The following is a 19371-nucleotide window of genomic DNA, read 5'->3' as shown; positions in this document are numbered from 1 at the left end:
CGGTGCTTGCGGACCCGGCTTGCTGTAGCCGCCCGCTCCTCCTCCTCGGCCCGCTTGATGTCCTCCCAGTCCGCCGCCGGCCGGGTCGTTGCGAGGGATAGCTTCCAGCGGACGCGGTCCTCCACCGCTCCATCCCGTTCGATGAGCTTCTCCAGCTCGAGGCGACGCTGGGCACGCTGAACGGTGCGGCGGTCGTACCCGGTGCGGTACTGAACGCGGGTCACCGACGGGTGGCAGTTCCTTCCCCTGCTGTCGGCGTGCTCGGCCATGGCCTGCAGGACGTGACGTGCCGTGGTGTCGGGCTTCCCGGCCGGCGTGCGGAGCATGGGCGCGTCGTCCATGGCCCACTTCACGGCTTCGATGCTCACGGCGTCTTCTCTCTGGCTGCTTACTGAGGCGGGGTCTTGCTGGGCAGATCGACTTGCTGACCGTTGATGGAGTGCCTCCACCAGCCGGGCCGGCCAGGGATCGCGATGGGCGGCCAGTCCGGTGTGGCTGCGATCTCTCGGGGCGGCGGGTCGGGTTCGTCGGGAACGATGCGGAGGTGTCGCATGGACGGCTCCTTGGCTGGTGCGGGTGGTGGTGCCGCGGTCAGGCGGCGGTGGCGTCGGCTACGCGAGGCCCTGCTCTCGCAGGCGGCGCTGCTCGCGCTGGACGATGCGGCGGGCGCTGGCGAAGACTTGAGCGGCTGCGGTATGCCGACGATGCCGGGCTTCCTCCCGCTGCTCCGGCGTCGGCTCCCGGTCTTCGGCGATCGCCTGCTGGTAGTCCGCGAACAGCTGGTCCTTGTGGGCGTAGTACGCCGGTTCATTCGCGATGAGGCGTCGGATGGACTCGCCGATGTCGTCGGGCATCTCGTACTCGGGAATCACGCCGCCACCCCCATGGCTGGCTCGACGTGACGGTCGAGTTCCTCGCCGGTGATGGCCTCGGTGAGGGCGCAGAGGATCACCTCGGCAGCGTTCGGGGTAACGGCATTTCCGAATTGCCTCACTTTCTCCCGCTTGTTGCCGAGGACGATGTAGTCGTCGGCGAAGCTCATGGCCCGGCCGATCTCGTGCGGCTCGAGCATCCGGAACAAGACGTCCTGGATGTCGACGTCGCCAGTGACCAGCGCATACCGGTCGCGGGTGGAGAGCGTCCCGACGGGCTCGGCGACAGGGCGGGCAGTGCCGTTCCCGTAGTAGGGGACGAGGAGGTGTTGCCAGGTGACGAGCGACTGGTGGCCGGCGGTGGTCATCGTCCGGAGGTATTCGGCGGCGGAAGTGCAGTGCTCACCACCTGGTCCGCTTCGGCTGCCGTTGTTCCGCATGACGAAGGCCGGAACGTTCGGCGTTACGAGGCCGTGGTGGTTGCCGTTGGCGGAGACGGTGCCGAGGGCTTCGTGGATGGCGCGGCCTCGGAGCTGGTCGCCGCCGCCACGCATGGTGACCATGAACGGGAGCCAGGCGAGTCCCGTCTCGTTACGGGCGGTCTGGGTGCGGAGCGGACTGTTCGCCGAGGCGGGCTCCTTGCCGTCGCGGCCCTCGACGGGGATGAGCAGCGGAGGGATCGCGACGCCGTCGTTCTCGCGGGTGGTGCGGGTAGGCATGGGCTCGTCGAGTGGGGTGCCGGTCTCGCGCCAGGTGCCGCCAGCAGGGACGACCATGGGGCGGGCAAACTTGTCGAGGCCGGCCTGGATGCGGGCGAGCGTCTTGTCCGCGAGGGGCTTGGCGCGGTCGCCGATGCGCTGGCCGGGGAGCGTCCAGTCGATGGCGACGGCGGCCGGCAGGGTGGACGGCTCGACGATCTGGTTGCGGCACTTCACCTGCGGGCACCGGTACACGTACTGCTGCCGGTAGCGGCCCATGTCCTTGGACGGGTCCTTGAAGACCTGTACGGCGCGGATCCACGTCTCGCAGCCGGTGCACCAGGCCCGCGGCCGGAGCCACTTGTTCCAGTCGGGGGTTCGTGCCAGGGACTCGTGCCAGTAGGCGACGTACAGGCGGTCGCGGGACTGCGGTGCCGCGTGGAGGGCGCGCGGGTCGGCGTGCATCGAGTTGAGGGCGATGGTGCGGGTCTGATAGCCGAGCTTCTTGATCTCGCCGATCCAGCGGTCCCACTGGTCCCAGGCGCGGACATCGACGACGTTCTCGACGACGCCCGCCTTCACCAGGCCGCCGCGCTCCTGCACGCCGCGCAGGTACATCGGCACCTCTTCCATGAGGGCGCGTGACCGTTCGACTTCCTCGGAGGGGGCGAACGTGTCGCCGAAGAGGTCGCCCTGGAGGCTGTCGGCGAAGTCGCGCTTCTTGCCGCGGGCGTTGGACCACTGCGGGCATTCGGGGCTGGCCCAGAAGATGTCCGTGACGGGCCAGCGGTCGACGGGGGCTTCGCGGATGTCGCCGCGGTAGTGGTCGACCTCGGGGAAATTCGCGGCGTGCGACTCGATCGCCCGCTCCCAGTGGTTAGCTGCCCTGGCTACCCGAACGTTGGGGATGGCGTGAGCACCCTGGCTGGAGCCGCCAGCTCCACAAAACCAGTCCATAACCGTGAGCGAGTCGTTGTCGTTGCGGGACATCAGGCGGCCTTTCGCATGTTGCGGATCTTGTGGATGGCTACGCGTTCGAGGGGTGTGCAGCCGCCCCAGATCCCGGCGCGCTTGTCGGGACCGGCCGTCCCCTCGAGGGCGAGCGCTGCTTCGAGGCAGTCCTCCAGGACGGGGCACCAGGAGCAGACGGCCTTGGCGGGGCCAGCGTCTGCGGTGTTGGTGGCGGCGTCACCGAGCGGGAAGAAGATCGCCGGGTTGGCGCTCTGGCACAGGGCTTCCGTCTGCCAGGTCACGCCGCCTCCCCGAACTGCCGGGGCTTCGCGGCGAGGACCCGCCATACGGTGCGGCTGGTGCAGTTGACGGCGGTGGCGATGGCTTCGGCGTCCCAGCCGGCGGCGGCGTAGCGCCGGATGTCAGCGTCGCGGGCCTGGCGTGCGGTCTCGTCGGCTGTTCCGGCCCGCTTGCGGGGGGAGGTGCCGCCCCAAGCTCCGTGGCGGTAGGGGTACGAGAGCCCGCGCTCGGCGATCTGCGCGTAGTCGGCGCACTGTCGGCGGACGGGGCAGCTGGCGCAGACCTTGTTGGCGGTCTGGTAGCTGCCGCCCTTCTCAGGGAAGAAGAGGTCGGGGTCGGTTTGGGCGCAGAGGGCTGCGTCCATCCACTGACGGCTGGGGCTGGTCATCGGTCTTCCTCCGTCCGCTGGTGCGGGGCATCGGCCGGGAATCCGGCGGTGATGATCTGGTCGAACCTGCTGTCGAAGTCGGCCTGTTCGGCTTCGCGGCGGGCCCTGCGGAGGCCGGCTGCGTCGTCGGTGACCTGCTCGGCGCTGGCGGCCTCGGCGGCTGACTGCTGCCAGGCGTCCCTGCAGGTGCGGGAGTCGGAGCCGCACTGCCAGTAGCTGACGGCGGTGACGACGAGCGCGCCGACGGCGAGGAGGACGGCCCAGTCCCAGGCGCTCATGCGGCTGCGCTCCGTCGTGCGAGCCGGTCGGTCTCCCGCTGGGCGGCTATCTCTTCGCCGAGGCCGGTGAGCCGCCACACGTGGATGCGGTGGCCGTGGGTGGACTTCTGCGTGGACGGCACCAGCCGGCCGGTCTTCTCGATGACGCCGCCGGTACGGAGGCCGTTGATCGCGGCGCCGAGGAAGCCGTGTCCCAGCTCGGGCAGAACCCCTCGTAGGTCGTTGCAGGAGAAGCGCGGGGTGATCGCGCCGTAGTGAAGGACCGCCTGCATGACCAGGAACTCGTCCCAAGAGGACTGTTGGCGGATGGTGGCGAGGAGGACGTCCTTCTCGGCGGAGGCAAGACGTTCGGCGACGGAGAGGCGGTGGCGGGCCATGGCGGTGTCCTTCCAGCTGTGCTGTCCTGGGTGGTGGGCCAGCCCGATTCCCGCGGGCTGGCCCGAGTGCTCCTACTGCTGCTCGGCGGGCTCCGGCGTGGCGTTCAGCCAGGCCAGAAGCGGGGCGGCGATGTCGCGGGCTCCGTTGGGGCGCTCGAAGGACTTGCGGTTGAGCTCGGGGCAGCGGGACTTGAGGACTTCGAGCCGGTTGTCGATGTCCATGGACACCGCGACGTCGAACTCGTACTCGATGCCCTTGCGCTGCTCGGGTCGAGTGCCGACGCGCTTCGGTTCCTTCTTGCCGCGCTCGTTCTCCTCGAGGACCCACTCGGTGTAGGACCGCATCGAGGCGACGACGTGGCCGGGGTAGGCGAGGATCGCGGCGACCATGTCGTTCTGGATGGGCGTGGCGTCCTTCCAGCCCGCGAACTGGTTGTTGCCGTACTTGCCTTTGGCCTTCTCGACCTGGTCGAGGGTTCCGTCGGTGCCGGTCCAGAAGTGGCTGAGGCTGTCGACGAACACCGTCGGATAGCCGGCCTGTCCCGCAGCCTCCAAGGCGCGGCCGAGGTCGCGGGGGTCGTAGCGGTCCATGGCGAGCGTGTCGAACTGAATGCCGCCGATCCCGGCGTACAGGCTGGCGGCGCCCTTCTCGGTGTCGATGACGGCGAAGCGTCGGCCTTCGGAAAGGCCGTGGGCGATGCTCAGTCCGGTCCAGGTCTTGCCCGAGCCGGACATGCCCTGGATGGAGAGCCGGGCCTTGCGTCCGGCTTTGCTGGCGGGCTGGAACGCGAACTGGCCATCGTCGCGGTCCGAGGTGACGGGGCGCGCGGTGCGGACGGGCGGGGGGAGCTGGGACACAAGGGCTCCTAGGAGTACTGCCGCTCGATGTACGGCGGCAGCGAGATGACGGTGGAGTGTTCGGAGTAGGCGGGCCAGTGCCCGGTCTCGCGGCCGTGGAGGTAGTGGCCCGCGGCGAAGTGGGTGTCGCGCTGGCCGGCGTACCGGGCGACGGGGTCGAGCTCCGCCACCTGGACCAGGTAGGGCGGCTGCTTCTCCTGGAAGATGAACTTGAAGGCCGCGCCCTCGGGGAGCAGGCCCAGCTCGTGGGCGCCGCGCCGGTAGATGTGCTCCTGGATGTGGTAGCCGTACTCGTAGACGGTCCGCTTGAGCTTGTCGGGATGCACGGACTGGGTGGTCTTGTAGTCGCCGATCAGGTCGGGGCGGAGCCAGTCGAAGCGGCTGCGCCACCAGATCTGTCCGTCGGTCCAGAAGATCGACTGTTCGGCCGCCCCGGATCCGGGAGTGAGGATCTCGGCCGCCTCCGGGTTCGCTGCCAGAGCCTCGGCCATGTCGCAGATCCGCTGGTAGTCGGCCTGCTTCAGGGGGATGCCGCCCGCGTCCCGTATTGCCGCAACCTTGGTTTTGATCTCGTCGGTGTTCCACTTCTCGGCGTCCACGACGACCAGCTCGGGCCCGTCGCCGAGGATGACGGTGTGTGCCGCGGTCCCGAACTCGAACGCCGGCTTGTGTGGCTGCGGGTGGTCCAGCTGCCACTTGAAGCGGGCCGGGCAGTCGGCGAGGATCTTGGCACCGGAGGCAGAGAGGCTTCCGCCGGGGACCGGGTCGGAGTGATAGAGCTCGGCCGGGATGTCGTACAGGCCGGGCTCGATCTCGGTCGCGGTCACTCCGACTCCTCGACCGGCTGCTCGCAGGGCTGGTCCTCGCAGAGCCAGCCGTCGGGGGTGCGGATGAACGGGCCGCCATCGTCGCCGCAGCGGATGCAGGTGATCATCAGAAGGGGTACCTCTCCGTGATCACCGTGCGGCGCCGAAGCGGGATGCGCTTGCTGCCCCACGGGTTCCAGCAGTGGCAGATTTCGATGGGCGGGATGGCCTGGCCGGGCGGGGTGTCGATGCCCTGGCCTTCGGCGTCGGTGCGGCCGGTGCCGTGACACGTCTTGCAACGGGGCTTGGGTTCGAGCTGCAGGTAGACGGCGCTCTCGTACACCTCGATGCGCAGTCGGCCGATGCGGATCGTCATGACTGGTCTCCTGGTTCAGGGTGTGGCGGGCCACGGGCGGGCGGTTGGTACCCGTCCGTGGCGGTGGTGGTTGGTTCGCCGGGGCGGCGATCCGTGGGGATACGCCGCCCCGGCGGGTTCTAGGCGGCGGGCTTGAGGCCGTACTCGGCGGCAGCCTGCGCGAAGGTGTACGTGTCGTCCTCGAGGCCGACGAGAGCCATCAGCGGCTCGCCGGAGGGGTTGCGGCTACCGGTGAAGGTCCACTCGTCGCCGTCGTTGTCCAGCCACGCTTCGTCGAGGCGGTGCATGACGCCGTCGACGGTCACCGTGGGCTTGAAGGCGGTGAGCCACTGGGTGATCAGCGGCTCCCGGCTGCAGGTCTCGAATCGGACGGGCATCTGCAGGCCGAGGAACAGGCCGTCGTCGTCGGCCAGGACGAGAGCCTTGCGGGGTCCGGCCTGCCAGGCGTGGAGCACCGTTCCCGCGTCCTTCCAGCGGGCCAGGAATTCGGTGGTGTAGCTGGTCATGGGGACCGGTTCCATGTCAGCTTCCAGCTGGTCCCCGATCGTCTTCCGCCAGTTGGGGTAGTGGGCGTAGTCGCTGCTGTCGACGGTGACGCGCATGTTGCTAGAGGCGGTGGCCAGGCTGAGGGCGATGTTCCCGTTGTCGTCTCGGTCGGCCGTGACCTGGGTGACGCTGGTGCCGGCGACGTGGAGCCAGGCGAGTACCGCGGGCAGCGACTCGACGGGGATGTACGCCTGCCAGTTCTCCGTCTCGACGGTCCCGACTCGGGCGACGGCCATGGTGTATCGGTCGGTGGCGAGGGCGAAGAGGTTGCCGCCTTCGGCTTCGATGCGGACGGCGGTGATGACGGGGAGGGTGTCGTCGTCGCTCACGTGGGGTGCGATCTGGTTAAGCATTCGGTGCAGGTCGTGTGCGTTGGTGTTCACGGGCACTGCTGTCTCCTGGGATGCTTGGGGTGCGCCCGCCGACTTGCTCTCGGCGGGCGCCCTGCCGTGGTGGTGGGGTCCGCGCCCTCGACCTCAGGGCATCCGAGGCGCGCGGACCGGATCAGGGGCCCGGGATGTGGCTCGGGCTGGTGTTGCCGGCGAGCGGCGACAGGTGCAGCGGCAGGACCGGGATCGGCTGCGTCTCCGTCACCGCCGGGTGCGCGGTCAGCGACGAGACGGCGGTGACGTTCTGTCGCGTGGCCTCGGCCGCTCGGGTGACCTCATCCCGGAGCCGGCTGACCTTCGCGTTGGCGTTGTCCCATCCCGCGGTGGCGATGGCGAGGCGGTACTGCAAGTCCGCCGCCAGGGACTGGGCCTTCTCCAGCTCGTACCGGAGGCGGGTGACCTCGTCGGCCGCCCGATGCCGGCCGCGGTGGCGGGCTATCGGGAGGAGGCTCACGCTGGGACCGCCTTCTCGTCGAAGTTGAAGTCGGTGCCGTGGAGGAGGCCGGCGAGCTGCTCGTCCCGCTCGGTGATGACGGACTGGAGACGGTCGACCTCGGCGGACCTCTCCATCAGCCACTGGATCGCGGGAACGAGTGACTCACCTAGCTCGAAGGGGACGGGTCGGCGGGCGTGGAGCAGCTGGTCGCGCAGCGCCATGTCCTCGTTTCGGCGGGCCGTCAGCTCCGCCATTCGGCGCTGCAACGTGGCCTCGGCGAGTCGGTCAGCGGCCATCGGACTCACCCGGCTTCTGGGTGCATCCATCGGCGTGCGGTACGAAGGACTGTGTCTTGTAGGCCGTCCTGCCGCACTCGCCGCAGCCGCGGGCGGGGCCTTCATGGCGGCCGTAGCCGTAGACCTCGCCGTACCAGCTCCACTCGTCGGGCGCCGAGACATCCCAGCCGTAGCCCTCCTCAACTCGGGTGTCGTTGCCCAGCAGCTCGTACCACTCGGGGTCGCCCTTGAGGAGTTCGACAGCCTCCTCCAGGTCGTCGGCTTCCTGCCAGACCACGTGACGCTCACGCGTCTCTACGATCACGGGGTAGCGGTTCATGCTTCACCTCGAAGGTTGCGGTGCCCCCACCACATGGCGGCGGCGAAGAAGAGGCCCAGCAGGCCATCCAGGACAGCGATCCGGCGGAAGGTCACGGCCGGCCGCCGATCCGAGTGGCGAACGCGATGTCGGACTCGATGTAGCCAGCAGCCAACGTGTCCGCGAAGTCCGGGTCCACCGGCCGCTCCACCAGGCCCAGGCCCCGCAGCAGCGCGGGCGCCACCAGCACGGGCGGCGGGTCGGACAACAGCACCGACACCACGGTCTCGGTCGCCATCACGCCGCCGCCTTCTGCTGGAAGTAACGGAGCCGAGCGAACCGGGCGTGGACCTCGGCGACCTGGTCGAGGTACTCGCCGATCGTCCAGGGTTTGGCGCCAGCCGCCCGACGGGCGAACTTCGCCTCGACCTCTACGACAGCGGCCGTCTCCAGGTCCGCGAGAGCCTGCGTCGGGGCGCTCACGACTGGCCTCCGGTGTGCAGGTAGGGGTACAGGCAGGCGCCGTCGATCGGGCACGTGCTGTCGGCGTCGAGGTCGAGGAGCCAGTGCATGTCCGTGGTGTGACCGCCGGCCTTCGCGTACTCCTCCGGCGAGACGCCAGCCTTCGCGGCCACCTGGCGCAGGTGCTCGGCAGCGGCGGCCTGACGGGCCAACTCGGCGACAGAAGGCTGGTAGCGCCTCGGAGGCGTGTTCTCCAGCTCGACCGTCGGGCGGTCCAGGTCGGTGATCCGAGACGGTGTCGTCATCGCGGCTCACCGCCACGCGGGTTGCATGCGGTGCAGCGCAGCGAGACGAACTCGCCGTCGCGGGCCTGATAGTGGATCCAGCCGCTCTCGCAGTCGGTGCCACACGCCAGCTTCGCCTCGCTGTCGATGCAGCCGGTGCACTCGTCGTCCTCGCACTCGTCGTGGTGCAGGATCATCCACAGCGCGTGGTCGTCCAAGGCGGCGATCAAGTTGCGGTCGTTGGTACTGAAGTCCTGGGGTCGGATGTCGTCGCGGGCGCTCATCGGACGACCTCCGTCGCCTGCGGGTACGTCGCCAGCACCTTCGCGGCACGCGCCATCGTGGCGATCGCGTTCTCGCGGGCCTCGACCGACTCCGGCAGCAGGAACGGCAGGCGGGCCTTGCGGGTTGCCTGCGCGGCCTCGCGGATACGGTCCGGGTAGTGGGCTTCGATCAGGTCCACGACCGGATCGGGCATCATGTGGTTCATGGGGTCCTCTTCTCCTTGCATGTAGGTGCAGGTGAGGGGCGGAACTTCGTAGGCCCTGGCCGGCCGGGGACCGGGAAGAAACCGGCGGTCGGGGCCGCATACCGCTTTAGGCGGCTACGGGGAGTGCCTTCGTCTCGGCGACGGGACGCACGTCGTACATGGCGGAGATCTCGCGGATGTGCGCCAGCTTGAGCGTGATCTTCATGGCGCCCCGGTTGTGCGGCCACTCGTAGGTCTGGCACTTCTTGCGGATGACGCTGGCTTTGAAAGGCAGTAGCGCCAGTTCCTCAACCTTCTCCGGCGTGTAGTGCCGGAGCTCGGCCTCGGTCGGGGCGACCGGGGGAGCCTCCTTCGTTGTCCTGCTCACTGTTTCTCCTTGTGGGTTATGGCTTCCGGCGTCACTTCGAGGGCGCCGGCGACCTTCAGGACTGGCTCACCTGCGTGGTGGATTAGGCCCCTTTCCAGGCGGGAGAGGTAGCCCCGGTTCAACCCGGTCATTTCCTGGAGGGCGCGCAGGCTCAAATTTCGAGCCTTGCGGATGGCCTTGATTGCCTGTCCGTTCGGTCTCACGCTTAGAATTCAAGCGCACTCTGTCGGAGTCTGCAAGCAGTCTGCCCAACTTTCGAGCTTGAATCTCAAGCGTGGCACGTCATGCCACGTGTGTGGGGGGCGTGAAGGGGGCGTGAAATGCAACCCTAAGAGCTTGAATCAGCCACCAAGCCGCAGGTCAAAGCTCAGAATGTAGGCTTCTTGGTTGCAGGGTTGTGGGGCATGATGTGGGCATGAGTATGGATTGGGATCGCCTCGGGAAGGCACTCCAGGCCGCCCGCCTGGACGAAGGCATCACCCAGGAAGACCTCGCCGACGTCCTGGGCGTCGGCAGATCCACGATCCAAATGATCGAGGTCGGGCACTCCTACAAGCGCCCGACCCCAACCGTTCGAGCCTTCGCGCGGCGCGTCGGATGGACCGAGGACTCCGTAGACCGAGTGCTCGAGGGAGGCGCCCCCCGGAAGCGGGCTGTGGTCGTCGAGCAGGCCTCTCCAGTCGTCGAGCCCTCGACGGTTGATAGCCGGCTGCCGCTCGTGATTGTTGACGAGCTTGAGGGTGATGACCCGCTCCTCGATGCGACCGTCATCCCGCTCGGTGATGACGCTCGGATGGTCATCATCGTCAAGGGCAGCCCTGATGCGTCACCCGAGGAGATGCGTCGAAACGTCGAAGCCTGGCGCAGGGCGAAGCGGCACCTGCAGGCGCTTGAAGGCGACGACCGTGACGACACCCCGCCCCTGGCGAACCGGGCCTAACGCGACTTCACTTCCGTTACTCCAAGCTCTCCACGTGTGACACAAATGTGTGGTTGCATGAACGCACGCTGGCGATGGCCCCACCATTCGGTCGAGTGAGGTGCCGATGTGTGTTCAAATCGCCATGGTCGACGACCTGCCGAACAACGGGCTCGTGCTTGCTGAGCGGACCCCACACGGCTTCGAAGTGTCTGTCGATGCCTCTCTCTTCGCCGAGGACGGGTCTCTCAGCGACGCAGGTGTCCAGCATGTGGCGTTGGCACTCGCCAGTCTGCGCGAGCAACTCCAGTCCATAGTCGGAGAGCCTCCATGCGGTCCGCTTAGATCAGTTGCTGGATGACGCCCAACAGGTACGCGGGGGTACGCGATGGCCTATGCCGAGAAGGTCTACAAGGTCCGTGCTGGCAAGCAGACGAAGCAGTACACATGGCGCGTGAAGTACAAGAAGCCTGACGGCAAGTGGGGGAGTGAGTCAGGATTCCCGACGAAGGCAACAGCGGAGGCGTGGGGGGAGGAGCAGGAGACTGCCATCCGGGCTGGCCGCTGGATCGACCCCGCCAAGGCTCGCAAGCCCTTCGGGGTCTGGGCCAAGGAGTGGATGAAGGCGAAGACGTCGCGCCGCGGGAACACCCTCGATGGTTGGTGGCTGCTCCTTGAGCACGTGATTCTGCCGAAGTGGGAACACACTCCGCTCATGCAACTCAACTGGTTCGACGTCGAGGCCTGGGCTACTGGCCTGGAGGTTGCAGAGTCTCGCGTGGATCACGCTCTGACCTTGATGTCGTCCATCCTCACCGGCGCCGTCGACTCCAAACACATCGCCGTAAACCCCCTCTTCGGCCGGCGTCGCGGCAAGTCGTCTAGCGGTTCGAAGGGGAAGCGCAAGACCCAGCAGGAAGAGATGTGGGCGCCGCCGGAAACGGTGATCCAGCTCGCTCAGCGGCTTGGACCCGCAAAGGGGCTCTTCGTTCTCACTACCGCCTTCACGGGCCTGCGTTTCGCGGAGGGGCTCGGCCTCCACCGAGAGGATGTGCTCCGTACCAGAAGTCAGTCCTTCAAGGGCGGCGTCTTCACCTGCCCTGTTATCCACGTGCACCAGGAGTACGCCGAGTACACCAAGAGGACGGAGGACGGCACGAAGCTGGGCACGGTGAAGGTGCTGGAGCCACCGAAGAACGAGACCTCGATCAGGAGCATCGACGTGCCGCCCTTCTTGGCGCGGCTCCTTCGCCACCACTTGGACGACTGGCCGCACGAGTTGGTGTTCTGCCAGCCGAATGGGAACCCGTGGTGGACGGGCAACTGGTCGCGACAGCTCAGGCCTGCGGCGGACGGCCGGCCCAAGCGGGAGAAGCGTCAGGGCGTGTCCGAACGGGCAGCGTGGGCTCCGATCATGCCGGGTCTGGATATGCGGGCCTTGCGGCATACGCATGACACATATCAGGATGAGATCGGTGTGCGGCCTGCGCTGGCCTTCGAGCAGGCCGGACATCGGCGGCCCGGGATCAAAGGCGTGTACCAGCACCCGACGCCGGCGATGCGTCAGGAACGGCTGGACGGCCTTGAGGAAATCTACTGGGGCGCGATGCGCAATCTTGGGCTGCGGACGCTCTGGGGTCGGGTGGATCTCCTAAAGATCTCCCAAACGATCACTTCAGAGGTAGTGGAGGCAGCTTAACCGCAGGTCATTCCAGGGGTGTACGTCGTTTGGCGCTGGTCTCCAAAACCAGATGTCGTAGGTTCGAATCCTGCCACCCCTGCAAGCAGTTCACGGCGCTCCGGGCCCGGCTCCCCGCACAGGGGAGCCGGGTCCGGCGTCGTATCCGCGGCCGTCTGGCAGACTGGGCCGGCCAGCCCAGGCGGTGCAGGACAGGAAACCGGTGCGATTCCGGTGCGGTCCCGTACGCAACCAGCTCGCGGATCCCTTCCTGCTCGGTGCCTCCTCGGGGGCCTCGGCGGGAGCCGTCCTCGTGATCGTCCTGGGTGCGGGGGCAGGCCTGGCCGCGCTCACCGTGCCGCTCGCCGCCTTCGCCGGGTCGATGGGCGCACTCGTCGCCGTCTACGCCATGGCCCGGCGCGGCGGGGCCATGACCACCGGCCGGCTGATTCTGGCCGGGGTCGCCGTCCAGTACATCCTGTCCGCCCTCACCAGTCTGGTGCTGGTGCTCGCCGCGCGGCCCGACCAGATCCGCTCCGTGCTGTTCTGGACCCTGGGCGGGCTCGGCGGCGCCCGCTGGGATGAACTGGCCCCGCCCGCCGTCGCGCTGCTCGTCGGGACCGCGCTGCTCACCGCTCTCGCCCGGCCGCTCGACCTGCTCCTCGCCGGAGAGGAGGGAGCCCACGCCCTGGGCCTGGACACCGGGCGGTTCCGCGCCGCCGTCTTCGTCCTCACCTCCCTCGTCATCGGTGTGCTCGTCGCCTACAGCGGGGCGATCGGCTTCGTCGGGCTGATGGTCCCGCACGCCGCCCGAATGGCCGTCGGCGCGGGACACCGGGCGCTGCTGCCCGTGGCCGCGCTGGGCGGGGCGGTGTTCCTGCTCCTGGCCGACCTGGTTGCCCGAACGGCCGCCGCACCCGAGGAGATCCCGGTCGGCGTGGTCACCGCGCTGATCGGCGGGCCGTTCTTCCTGTGGATGCTGCGCCGCTCAGGGCGGGCCGAGGGGTGGTGGGATGACGGCGCGTCCGGTGGAACTCGCGGTCGAGGGCGTGCGTTATGACATCGACGGGCACACCCTGCTCCACGGCGTCGACCTCACCGCCCGCCCCGGTGAGACCGTCGGCGTGGTCGGCCCCAACGGCGGCGGCAAGGCCACCCTGTTGCGCTGCGTCTACGGCACCCTGCGGCCGACCGGCGGCCGGGTGCTGCTGGACGGCGCCGACGCGGCCGCGCTCGGCGTCAAGGACCGCGCCCGCCGGGTGGCGGTGGTCCCGCAGGACGCGGGCGGCGCCTTCGGGCTGACGGCGCGCGAGGTCGTCGCCATGGGTCGCAGCCCGCACAAGCGGTTCTGGGAGCAGGACGGCCCGGAGGACGTACGGCGCGTCGCCGAAGCCCTGGACGCCGTCGGCGCGGCCGCCTTCGCCACGCGCCGCTTCGATGAGCTGTCCGGCGGCGAACGGCAGCGCGCCCTGGTCGCCCGCGCCCTCGTCCAGGAGCCCGGCCTGCTCGCCCTCGACGAGCCGACCAACCACCTGGACGTCCGCCACCGGCTGGAAGTCCTGGCGCTGGTCCGCGCCCTGCCCGCCCCCGGCCTGCTCGTCCTGCACGACCTCAACCTCGCGGCCGCCTTCTGCGACCGGCTCTACGTGATGTCCGGCGGGCGCGTGGCCGCCTCCGGGACGCCCGGGGAGGTCCTCACCGAGGAACTGCTGGCGCAGGTGTACCGGGTGCGCACCCGCGTGGGGATCCACCCGGACACGGGCGCTCCGAACATCGTCTGCCTACCGGTCCGAAGCCCTCCCCGGTGACGCCCATCGCCCTGCGTCCGCGAGGTACTCGCGACCGCCCGCTCGGGCCGGCACCGGCCGGCCCGAGCGGGCGGGCCTACGCGGTCCCGTCCTCCTGGTACCCGTACGGGCGGGTGATGATCTCCATCCCGTGCCCGGAGGGGTCCGGGAAGTAGACTCCGCGGCCTCCGTCGTTGTGGTTGATCTCGCCCGGGTGCCGCTGGTGCGGATCGGCCCAGTACGTGATCCCCGCCGCCCGGATCTTCTCGAACGCCGCGTCGAACTCCGCCTCGGAGATGAGGAACGCGTAGTGCTGCACGGCGATGGACTCGGCCGGGGCGGTCGCGAAGTCCAGGGTGACGCCGTTGCTCAGTTCCACGGGGACGAAGGGGCCCCATTCGCTCCCGACCTCGAGGTCGAGGATGTGCGCCAGGAATGCGGCGGACTCCCGGTTGTCACGGGAGTGGATGATCGTGTGGTTCAGTTCTGCTGACATGGGCGAATGCCTCCGAAAGGCATGTCACGGACACCTCCATGCCTCACCCAGCCGGTGACCGACACGCGATGCCGTGATCACGATCCTAAACACGCCTTCCGGGTGAAGTCCACCGTTGTCCGGTCGACCGCGATCCGTCCCTCACGACCCCCCGTACACCGCCTTGACGTTGTCCTGCGCCGGGTGCGTGCGTCCGGCCGGGCCCGCCGAGAACACCCGCAGCAGGTTCTCCGTCACCCGGGTGGTCAGCGCACCGGACCGCGCGTCCAGGCCGTGGTTCGTGCCGTTGCGGCCGTCGCCCGTCGCGTCCAGGGCCTCCACCCACCGCATCGTGCCGGTCGCGAACACCCCCGCCCCGCTCGGCACCGTGTAGTACGCCGTGTCCTGGTGGCTGGGGCGGCCCTCGCACACCACGGGGGAGTGGGCCAGTATCTCGATCGGCCGGGGCGTCGAAAAGCCGGTGTCGACCTTGTCGTACTCCACGCCCACCAGGTGCTCGAAGCGGTCGCCCGCCTTCGCGCCGGTGCCCTCGAAGAGCCAGTGGCCGGGGTGGGTCACCACGTACGGGGCGTCCACCGGGTAGCCGTCGTAGATGACGCCGAGCAGCGAGTTCTCCGGGTCCGCGCCAGGCGCCGAGCGGAAGTCCACGGTCGCCGGATGGCCCCGCTTGAAGCCGGGATCCTGGTCGTAGGACGACTTGTAGCAGACCACCGTACGGTCCGGTCCGAGGTCGGAGGGCTCCAGCCGGATCCGGCGGAAGCAGCAGTTCGCGCCGAGGATCGCGATGTTGGTACCCGCGTCGCGGGCAGCCGTGAAGTGCGCCCGCTGCTCCGGCGACCAGTACTCGTCGTGGCCGAGCGAGAGCACCGCCGCGGCCCCCTCCAGCAGCCGCTTCTCGCGCGCCACATCGGTGGTCGTCGTGTACGCCAGGGGTATGCCGAGCCGCTCGGCGAGCGCGATCAGCGGGGCCTCGTACACGAGGAACAGGCCGGCGCCGTCGTCGTACTCGTACGGCCGGTCGAAGGTCACGGCGAGCGAGCGCGAGGCGTAGCCGCCGCCTGGGCCGTCGTAACTCCCGTAGCCGCCCCAGCGGTTGTAGGCCTGCCAGGTCGCGACCGCGTTGACCACGACGGTACGTCCGGCGGTGGACGCCGACCGTACGGTGACCGGCACGAACCGCCGGCCCTCGCCGCCCTGCGCGTCCAGTCGGAGCAGGTAGCAGCCCTCGGGCCAGTCCTTGGTGTCGACCGTGGTCGTACGGGACCACCGGGTGCGGACCATACGGGTGCCGGGATCCACCGTGTGCTCGGGCTGCCGCGCCCCGGGCAGGGCCTCGGAACGCCACACCAGGCGGGCCCGGGCCCCGCCGTACCAGCCCATCCGGTAGGCGGAGACGGTGAACCGGGGCGCCGTGGTGGACACGTGCAGCCCGAAGGACTCGCCGGGCAGGACGCTGACCCGGTCCGCGAAGCCCTCGATGGCCCGGGCCGGACCGGGCTTGGTCACTGGCCAGTCGGCGTTCCCCGGCCGGGCGTTCTCGGCTTTGACGTCGAAACCGCCCGGCCCCCCACCCGACGGCTTCCCGCTTGGTGCCGGGGACCCGCCGGCCTGCTGTTCCCCACCCTGTCCGTCGGCCCCGCCCTCGCCCTTGGCGCAGCCGGCCACCGCCCCCAGCCCGGCCGCCGTGGCCGCGCCCGTCGCGATCGCGAGGAACCGCCGCCTGCCTGCGCCTTCGCCGTCCCCGGCTATGTGCTCCTGATCCATGCGGGGCACGTTATGTCACTGTTCGAACCCCACTTCCACCGACCCGCCCGGCGCACTCCGACCCAGGCTGACCCGAGCTGTTCCGGGCGCCGCCCGCCGGCGCGTACTCACTCGACGTGCTCGTGGTACCGGTCGATCACCTCCCGCAGCACCTCCGAGCCGTCCCGGGCCCACAGCCCGGGATGAAATATCTCCACCTCCACCAGGCCCCGGTAGCCGGCCGCGTCGGCCAGCTTCCGGAAGCCCCGCAGGTCGATGGAGCCGTCGCCCAGCTGCCCGCGCCCCAGCAGGACGCCTTCGGGGAGCGGAGTGACCCAGTCGGCGACCTGGACGGACGCGATGCGCCCGCCCTCGCCGGCGCGGAGCAGGTCGGCGGGCAGCCGCTCGTCCCACCACAGGTGGTACGAGTCGGCCACCACCCCCACCTGCTCCGCCGGGAACTGCTCGGCGAGGTCCAGGGCCTGGCCGAGGGTGGACACCACACAGCGGTCCGAGGCGTACATCGGATGCAGCGGTTCGATGCCCAGCCGAACCCCGTGCGCGGCAGCCCACGGAGCCAGCTCGCCCAGGATCTCGGCGATCCGCGACCGGGCCGTCACCAGGTCCCGATCGCCCCCGGGCAGCCCGCCCGAGACCAGGACCAGCGTGTCGGCGCCCAGCTCGGCCGCCTCCTCCACGGCCCGGCGGTTGTCGTCCAGCGCCGCCGCCCGGCCCACCGGGTCGGCGGCGGTGAAGAAGCCGCCGCGGCAGAGCGAGCTGACGCGCAGCCCGGCCCCCGCGACGAGCTTCGCGGCTTCCCGCACCCCGAAGGCGCGGACCGGATCGCGCCAGAGCCCGACGGCGCCGACGCCGGCCGCCGTACACCCGGCGACCAGCTCGGGCAGCGACCACTGGCGGATGGTCTCCTGGTTCAGGCTGAACCGCGGCGGCGCCTGCGCCGGCGCCGGGCTCATGACGCCACGCCGTGCAGAGCGAGCAGCCCGCGCATCCGGTCCTCGGCACGCTCCGGATCGGGGAACAACCCCAGCCGGTCGGCCAGTTCGTACGCGGTCGCCAGGTGCGCGGGCGGCCGCGCCGACTCCAGCCCGCCGACCATCGTGAAGTGCTCCTGATATCCGGCCAGCCAGGCCAGCAGCACCACCCCGGTCTTGTAGAAGCGGGTCGGAGGGGCGAAGAGATGTCTCGACAGGGGGACCGTGGGATCCAGCAGCTCGCGGAATCCCGCGAGGTCGTCCCGGTCGAGGGTGAGCGCGGCCCGGGCCGCGAGCGGGGCGATCGGGTCGAAGATGCCGAGCAGTGCGTCGCTGTACAGCTCCCCGTCCCCGGCGATCAGTTCCGGGTAGTGGTAGTCGTCGCCCGTGTAGCAGCGCACGCCCGCGGGAAGCCGCCTGCGGATGTCCACCTCGCGCTCCGCGTCCAGCAGCGAGACCTTGATCCCGTCCACCTTCTCCGGGCAGTCGGCGACGACCTTCAGGAAGACCTCCGTGGCCGCGTCCAGGTCGTGGTGGCCCCAGTAGCCGGCCAGCGCCGGGTCGAACATCGGCCCGAGCCAGTGCAGTACGACCGGCCGCGCGCTCTGCCGGAGCAGTCCGCCGTACACCTCCAGATAGTCCTCGGGCCCGTCGGCCGCGGCGGCCAGGGCCCGCGAGGCCATCAGGACGGCCCCCGAACCGCAGGCCTCGATGTGCGCGAGCTGTTCCTCGTAGGCGGCGGTGATCGCGGCGAGCGAGTGCGGAGCCCCGTCGGAAGCGAGCTGGTCGGTGCCCGCACCGCAGACGATCCGGCCGCCCACCGCCCGGGCCTCGGCCGCCGAACGCCGGATCAGCTCCGCGGCGGCGCGCCAGTCCAGGCCCATCCCGCGCTGTGCCGTGTCCATGGCCTCGGCGACCCCGAGGCCCTGCGCCCACAGCCGGCGGCGGAAAGCCAGCGTCGCGTCCCAGTCGACCGCGGGGCCCGCCTTCGACGAGACCGCCGCATCGGCGACCACGTGCGCCGCCGAGTAGAAGGTGCGGCTACGGGCAGGGCCGCACGTGAGGGGTGGGAGCGGTGCCGTGTTCGGCCGGTACGGGCGAGATCCGCCATCCGCCGAGGGGAGCCGGATGCTCACAGGGCCACCTCCGGCACCGGCAGGCGCCGGCCCTCGGCCGAGGAGCGCAGCCCGAGATCGGCGAGCTGCACCCCCCGCGCCCCGGCGAGCAGGTCCCACCGCCACGGTTCGTCGAGCACGACATGCCGTAGGAAGAGCTCCCATTGGGCCTTGAAGCCATTGTCGGCCGGGTCGTTGTCGGGCACCTCCTGCCACTGCGAGCGGAAGGCCTCGGTCTGCGGCAGATCCGGATTCCACACCGGCTTCGGCGTCGCCCCGCGGTGCTGGACGCGGCAGCCGCGCAGTCCGGCGACAGCCGACCCGTGCGTGCCGTCCACCTGGAACTCCACCAGCTCGTCGCGGTGGACCCGCACCGCCCAGGAGGAGTTGATCTGCGCGACAGCGCCGCCCTCCAGCTCGAATATCCCGTACGCGGCGTCATCGGCCGTCGCCTCGTACGGCTTGCCCTCCTCGTCCCACCGGCGGCCGATGTGCGTGTGCGTCAGGGCCTGCACCGTGCGGACCCGGCCGAACAGCTCGTGGAGCAGGTACTCCCAGTGCGGGAACATGTCGGCGACGATGCCTCCGCCGTCCTGCGCGCGGTAGTTCCACGAGGGCCGCTGGGCGGGCTGCCAGTCGCCCTCGAAGACCCAGTAGCCGAACTCGCCGCGCACGGACAGGATCTCGCCGAAGAAGCCGCCGTCGATCAGCCGCTTCAGCTTCAGCAGTCCCGGAAGGAACAGCTTGTCCTGGACCACTCCGTGCTTGATCCCCGCTGCCGCGGCCAGACGCGCCAGATCCAGCGAGGACTCGAAGGTCAGGGCGGTCGGCTTCTCGCAGTAGACGTGCTTGCCCGCCGCTATGGCCTGCCGGACCGCCGCCTCGCGGACGCCGGTGACCTGGGCGTCGAAGTAGATCCCGACCTCGGGATCCGCCAGCACCGCCTCCAGGTCGGTGCTCACGTGCTCCAGCCCGTGCCGTTCCGCGATGGCCCGCAGGGCCGGCTCCCGGCGCCCCACGAGCACCGGCTCCGGCCACAGCACCGTGCCGTCGCCCAGGTCCAGCCCGCCGTGCTCGCGCAGGGCGAGCACGGACCGGACCAGATGCTGCCGGTACCCCATGCGCCCCGTCACGCCGTTCATGGCGATCTTGATCGTCCTGCGCTCCAT

28 protein-coding genes, 1 tRNA gene and 2 pseudogenes are annotated in these 19371 nt (G+C 69.9%); 5 read left to right on the top strand and 26 right to left on the bottom strand.

The genetic code is table 11. The features are described from left to right. Nucleotides 1-164: 164 nt before the first annotated feature. The 21 genes and pseudogenes from J7E94_RS35875 to J7E94_RS04690 form a co-directional block, all read right to left on the bottom strand. A pseudogene (locus tag J7E94_RS35875) lies at nucleotides 165-326 on the bottom strand (helix-turn-helix domain-containing protein); the annotation flags it as partial. A 285-nt stretch (nucleotides 327-611) separates the two neighbouring features. Then, a complete protein-coding gene (locus J7E94_RS04785; protein ID WP_215012586.1) occupies nucleotides 612-872 on the bottom strand; it encodes a hypothetical protein in 261 nt (86 codons plus the stop codon). Next, a complete protein-coding gene (locus J7E94_RS04780) occupies nucleotides 869-2560 on the bottom strand; it encodes a DNA cytosine methyltransferase (RefSeq protein WP_215012584.1) in 1692 nt (563 codons plus the stop codon). The genes J7E94_RS04785 and J7E94_RS04780 overlap by 4 nt, the downstream gene beginning before the upstream one ends. Then, nucleotides 2560-2823, bottom strand: coding sequence for a WhiB family transcriptional regulator (locus J7E94_RS04775; RefSeq protein WP_308344560.1), 264 nt, complete (start codon nucleotides 2821-2823; stop codon nucleotides 2560-2562). The genes J7E94_RS04780 and J7E94_RS04775 overlap by 1 nt, the downstream gene beginning before the upstream one ends. Before the next feature lie 164 nt (nucleotides 2824-2987). Further along, nucleotides 2988-3209: pseudogene (locus tag J7E94_RS35870) on the bottom strand (WhiB family transcriptional regulator); the annotation flags it as partial. After that, nucleotides 3206-3487 (bottom strand): hypothetical protein, encoded by a 282-nt coding sequence (locus J7E94_RS04765; RefSeq protein WP_215012579.1) that lies wholly within the window; start codon nucleotides 3485-3487, stop codon nucleotides 3206-3208. The pseudogene J7E94_RS35870 and the gene J7E94_RS04765, both read right to left, overlap by 4 nt. Continuing rightward, nucleotides 3484-3864, bottom strand: coding sequence for a hypothetical protein (locus J7E94_RS04760; RefSeq protein ID WP_215012577.1), 381 nt, complete (start codon nucleotides 3862-3864; stop codon nucleotides 3484-3486). Before J7E94_RS04760 ends, J7E94_RS04765 begins: the two co-directional genes overlap by 4 nt. Before the next feature lie 72 nt (nucleotides 3865-3936). Beyond that, the gene (locus tag J7E94_RS04755) at nucleotides 3937-4722 is read right to left on the bottom strand and encodes an ATP-binding protein (RefSeq protein WP_308344557.1); all 786 of its coding nucleotides are present in this window, start codon (nucleotides 4720-4722) and stop codon (nucleotides 3937-3939) included. Between the two features lie 8 nt (nucleotides 4723-4730). Next, nucleotides 4731-5549, bottom strand: a complete 819-nt coding sequence (locus tag J7E94_RS04750; RefSeq protein ID WP_215012575.1) for a PD-(D/E)XK nuclease-like domain-containing protein — start codon at nucleotides 5547-5549, stop codon at nucleotides 4731-4733. 106 nt (nucleotides 5550-5655) lie between these two features. After that, nucleotides 5656-5904 (bottom strand): hypothetical protein, encoded by a 249-nt coding sequence (locus J7E94_RS04745; protein WP_215012573.1) that lies wholly within the window; start codon nucleotides 5902-5904, stop codon nucleotides 5656-5658. 119 nt (nucleotides 5905-6023) lie between these two features. After that, complete coding sequence (locus tag J7E94_RS04740; RefSeq protein ID WP_215012571.1) at nucleotides 6024-6833, bottom strand: phiSA1p31-related protein; 810 nt, start codon at nucleotides 6831-6833, stop codon at nucleotides 6024-6026. Nucleotides 6834-6954: 121 nt separating this feature from the next. Beyond that, nucleotides 6955-7293, bottom strand: coding sequence for a hypothetical protein (locus J7E94_RS04735; protein ID WP_215012569.1), 339 nt, complete (start codon nucleotides 7291-7293; stop codon nucleotides 6955-6957). After that, nucleotides 7290-7571 carry a hypothetical protein gene (locus J7E94_RS04730; RefSeq protein ID WP_215012567.1) on the bottom strand — a complete coding sequence of 94 codons (282 nt, stop codon included), beginning with the start codon at nucleotides 7569-7571 and terminating at the stop codon, nucleotides 7290-7292. The genes J7E94_RS04735 and J7E94_RS04730 overlap by 4 nt, the downstream gene beginning before the upstream one ends. After that, nucleotides 7561-7890: a hypothetical protein gene (locus J7E94_RS04725; protein WP_215012565.1), complete on the bottom strand. Its 330-nt coding sequence runs from the start codon at nucleotides 7888-7890 to the stop codon at nucleotides 7561-7563. Before J7E94_RS04725 ends, J7E94_RS04730 begins: the two co-directional genes overlap by 11 nt. 91 nt (nucleotides 7891-7981) lie before the next feature. Beyond that, nucleotides 7982-8167 (bottom strand): hypothetical protein, encoded by a 186-nt coding sequence (locus J7E94_RS04720; RefSeq protein WP_215012563.1) that lies wholly within the window; start codon nucleotides 8165-8167, stop codon nucleotides 7982-7984. Further along, nucleotides 8167-8352: a hypothetical protein gene (locus J7E94_RS04715; RefSeq protein ID WP_215012561.1), complete on the bottom strand. Its 186-nt coding sequence runs from the start codon at nucleotides 8350-8352 to the stop codon at nucleotides 8167-8169. The genes J7E94_RS04720 and J7E94_RS04715 overlap by 1 nt, the downstream gene beginning before the upstream one ends. Next, complete coding sequence (locus J7E94_RS04710) at nucleotides 8349-8636, bottom strand: hypothetical protein (protein WP_215012559.1); 288 nt, start codon at nucleotides 8634-8636, stop codon at nucleotides 8349-8351. Before J7E94_RS04710 ends, J7E94_RS04715 begins: the two co-directional genes overlap by 4 nt. Continuing rightward, on the bottom strand, nucleotides 8633-8899 hold the full coding sequence (locus J7E94_RS04705) for a hypothetical protein (protein ID WP_215012557.1): 267 nt from the start codon (nucleotides 8897-8899) through the stop codon (nucleotides 8633-8635). Before J7E94_RS04705 ends, J7E94_RS04710 begins: the two co-directional genes overlap by 4 nt. Further along, the gene (locus tag J7E94_RS04700) at nucleotides 8896-9105 is read right to left on the bottom strand and encodes a hypothetical protein (RefSeq protein WP_215012556.1); all 210 of its coding nucleotides are present in this window, start codon (nucleotides 9103-9105) and stop codon (nucleotides 8896-8898) included. Before J7E94_RS04700 ends, J7E94_RS04705 begins: the two co-directional genes overlap by 4 nt. 106 nt (nucleotides 9106-9211) lie before the next feature. Further along, entirely contained in the window at nucleotides 9212-9472 is a 261-nt protein-coding gene (locus J7E94_RS04695) for a hypothetical protein (RefSeq protein WP_215012555.1), read from the bottom strand. Further along, nucleotides 9469-9675 carry a helix-turn-helix domain-containing protein gene (locus tag J7E94_RS04690; protein WP_215012554.1) on the bottom strand — a complete coding sequence of 69 codons (207 nt, stop codon included), beginning with the start codon at nucleotides 9673-9675 and terminating at the stop codon, nucleotides 9469-9471. Before J7E94_RS04690 ends, J7E94_RS04695 begins: the two co-directional genes overlap by 4 nt. 212 nt (nucleotides 9676-9887) lie before the next feature. On the opposite strand from J7E94_RS04690, the gene J7E94_RS04685 reads away from it, so the two are divergent. From J7E94_RS04685 to J7E94_RS04665, 5 genes are all read left to right on the top strand, one after another. Continuing rightward, nucleotides 9888-10412: a helix-turn-helix transcriptional regulator gene (locus J7E94_RS04685; RefSeq protein WP_215012553.1), complete on the top strand. Its 525-nt coding sequence runs from the start codon at nucleotides 9888-9890 to the stop codon at nucleotides 10410-10412. A 367-nt stretch (nucleotides 10413-10779) separates the two neighbouring features. After that, the gene (locus J7E94_RS04680) at nucleotides 10780-12090 is read left to right on the top strand and encodes a hypothetical protein (protein ID WP_215012552.1); all 1311 of its coding nucleotides are present in this window, start codon (nucleotides 10780-10782) and stop codon (nucleotides 12088-12090) included. Between the two features lie 14 nt (nucleotides 12091-12104). Further along, nucleotides 12105-12172: transfer RNA gene (locus J7E94_RS04675), tRNA-OTHER, on the top strand. Between the two features lie 120 nt (nucleotides 12173-12292). Further along, on the top strand, nucleotides 12293-13129 hold the full coding sequence (locus J7E94_RS04670; RefSeq protein ID WP_308344553.1) for an iron ABC transporter permease: 837 nt from the start codon (nucleotides 12293-12295) through the stop codon (nucleotides 13127-13129). Further along, the gene (locus J7E94_RS04665) at nucleotides 13083-13877 is read left to right on the top strand and encodes an ABC transporter ATP-binding protein (protein ID WP_215012551.1); all 795 of its coding nucleotides are present in this window, start codon (nucleotides 13083-13085) and stop codon (nucleotides 13875-13877) included. Before J7E94_RS04670 ends, J7E94_RS04665 begins: the two co-directional genes overlap by 47 nt. Before the next feature lie 76 nt (nucleotides 13878-13953). Here J7E94_RS04665 and J7E94_RS04660 read toward each other — a convergent pair whose 3' ends face one another. The 5 genes from J7E94_RS04660 to J7E94_RS04640 all read right to left on the bottom strand — a co-directional run bounded on the left by J7E94_RS04660 (nucleotide 13954) and on the right by J7E94_RS04640 (nucleotide 19371). Further along, on the bottom strand, nucleotides 13954-14352 hold the full coding sequence (locus tag J7E94_RS04660; protein WP_215012550.1) for a VOC family protein: 399 nt from the start codon (nucleotides 14350-14352) through the stop codon (nucleotides 13954-13956). A gap of 141 nt (nucleotides 14353-14493) precedes the next feature. Next, the gene (locus J7E94_RS04655) at nucleotides 14494-16116 is read right to left on the bottom strand and encodes a N,N-dimethylformamidase beta subunit family domain-containing protein (protein WP_251056145.1); all 1623 of its coding nucleotides are present in this window, start codon (nucleotides 16114-16116) and stop codon (nucleotides 14494-14496) included. 107 nt (nucleotides 16117-16223) lie between these two features. Beyond that, nucleotides 16224-17069 (bottom strand): sugar phosphate isomerase/epimerase, encoded by an 846-nt coding sequence (locus J7E94_RS04650; RefSeq protein WP_215012548.1) that lies wholly within the window; start codon nucleotides 17067-17069, stop codon nucleotides 16224-16226. Next, nucleotides 17066-18223 carry a dihydrodipicolinate synthase family protein gene (locus J7E94_RS04645; RefSeq protein WP_215012546.1) on the bottom strand — a complete coding sequence of 386 codons (1158 nt, stop codon included), beginning with the start codon at nucleotides 18221-18223 and terminating at the stop codon, nucleotides 17066-17068. Before J7E94_RS04645 ends, J7E94_RS04650 begins: the two co-directional genes overlap by 4 nt. Then, the gene (locus J7E94_RS04640) at nucleotides 18220-19371 is read right to left on the bottom strand and encodes a Gfo/Idh/MocA family protein (protein WP_215012545.1); all 1152 of its coding nucleotides are present in this window, start codon (nucleotides 19369-19371) and stop codon (nucleotides 18220-18222) included. The genes J7E94_RS04645 and J7E94_RS04640 overlap by 4 nt, the downstream gene beginning before the upstream one ends.

This window comes from Streptomyces sp. ISL-94 (genome assembly GCF_018614075.1).
In the GTDB taxonomy this organism is placed as follows: Bacteria; Actinomycetota; Actinomycetes; order Streptomycetales; family Streptomycetaceae; genus Streptomyces.
This window is presented reverse-complemented; position numbering and strand designations above follow the sequence as displayed.

What these genes read in the sequence shown, in the direction of transcription:
- J7E94_RS04780 (WP_215012584.1), bottom strand. Translation starts at nt 2,560, where the DNA reads ATGTCCCGCAACGACAACGACTCGCTCACGGTTATGGACTGGTTTTGT.
- J7E94_RS04765 (WP_215012579.1), bottom strand. Translation starts at nt 3,487, where the DNA reads ATGAGCGCCTGGGACTGGGCCGTCCTCCTCGCCGTCGGCGCGCTCGTC.
- J7E94_RS04760 (WP_215012577.1), bottom strand. Translation starts at nt 3,864, where the DNA reads ATGGCCCGCCACCGCCTCTCCGTCGCCGAACGTCTTGCCTCCGCCGAG.
- J7E94_RS04745 (WP_215012573.1), bottom strand. Translation starts at nt 5,904, where the DNA reads ATGACGATCCGCATCGGCCGACTGCGCATCGAGGTGTACGAGAGCGCC.
- J7E94_RS04730 (WP_215012567.1), bottom strand. Translation starts at nt 7,571, where the DNA reads ATGGCCGCTGACCGACTCGCCGAGGCCACGTTGCAGCGCCGAATGGCG.
- J7E94_RS04725 (WP_215012565.1), bottom strand. Translation starts at nt 7,890, where the DNA reads ATGAACCGCTACCCCGTGATCGTAGAGACGCGTGAGCGTCACGTGGTC.
- J7E94_RS04720 (WP_215012563.1), bottom strand. Translation starts at nt 8,167, where the DNA reads ATGGCGACCGAGACCGTGGTGTCGGTGCTGTTGTCCGACCCGCCGCCC.
- J7E94_RS04710 (WP_215012559.1), bottom strand. Translation starts at nt 8,636, where the DNA reads ATGACGACACCGTCTCGGATCACCGACCTGGACCGCCCGACGGTCGAG.
- J7E94_RS04705 (WP_215012557.1), bottom strand. Translation starts at nt 8,899, where the DNA reads ATGAGCGCCCGCGACGACATCCGACCCCAGGACTTCAGTACCAACGAC.
- J7E94_RS04700 (WP_215012556.1), bottom strand. Translation starts at nt 9,105, where the DNA reads ATGAACCACATGATGCCCGATCCGGTCGTGGACCTGATCGAAGCCCAC.
- J7E94_RS04685 (WP_215012553.1), top strand. Translation starts at nt 9,888, where the DNA reads ATGAGTATGGATTGGGATCGCCTCGGGAAGGCACTCCAGGCCGCCCGC.
- J7E94_RS04680 (WP_215012552.1), top strand. Translation starts at nt 10,780, where the DNA reads ATGGCCTATGCCGAGAAGGTCTACAAGGTCCGTGCTGGCAAGCAGACG.
- J7E94_RS04665 (WP_215012551.1), top strand. Translation starts at nt 13,083, where the DNA reads ATGACGGCGCGTCCGGTGGAACTCGCGGTCGAGGGCGTGCGTTATGAC.
- J7E94_RS04660 (WP_215012550.1), bottom strand. Translation starts at nt 14,352, where the DNA reads ATGTCAGCAGAACTGAACCACACGATCATCCACTCCCGTGACAACCGG.
- J7E94_RS04655 (WP_251056145.1), bottom strand. Translation starts at nt 16,116, where the DNA reads ATGGATCAGGAGCACATAGCCGGGGACGGCGAAGGCGCAGGCAGGCGG.
- J7E94_RS04650 (WP_215012548.1), bottom strand. Translation starts at nt 17,069, where the DNA reads ATGAGCCCGGCGCCGGCGCAGGCGCCGCCGCGGTTCAGCCTGAACCAG.
- J7E94_RS04640 (WP_215012545.1), bottom strand. Translation starts at nt 19,371, where the DNA reads ATGGAGCGCAGGACGATCAAGATCGCCATGAACGGCGTGACGGGGCGC.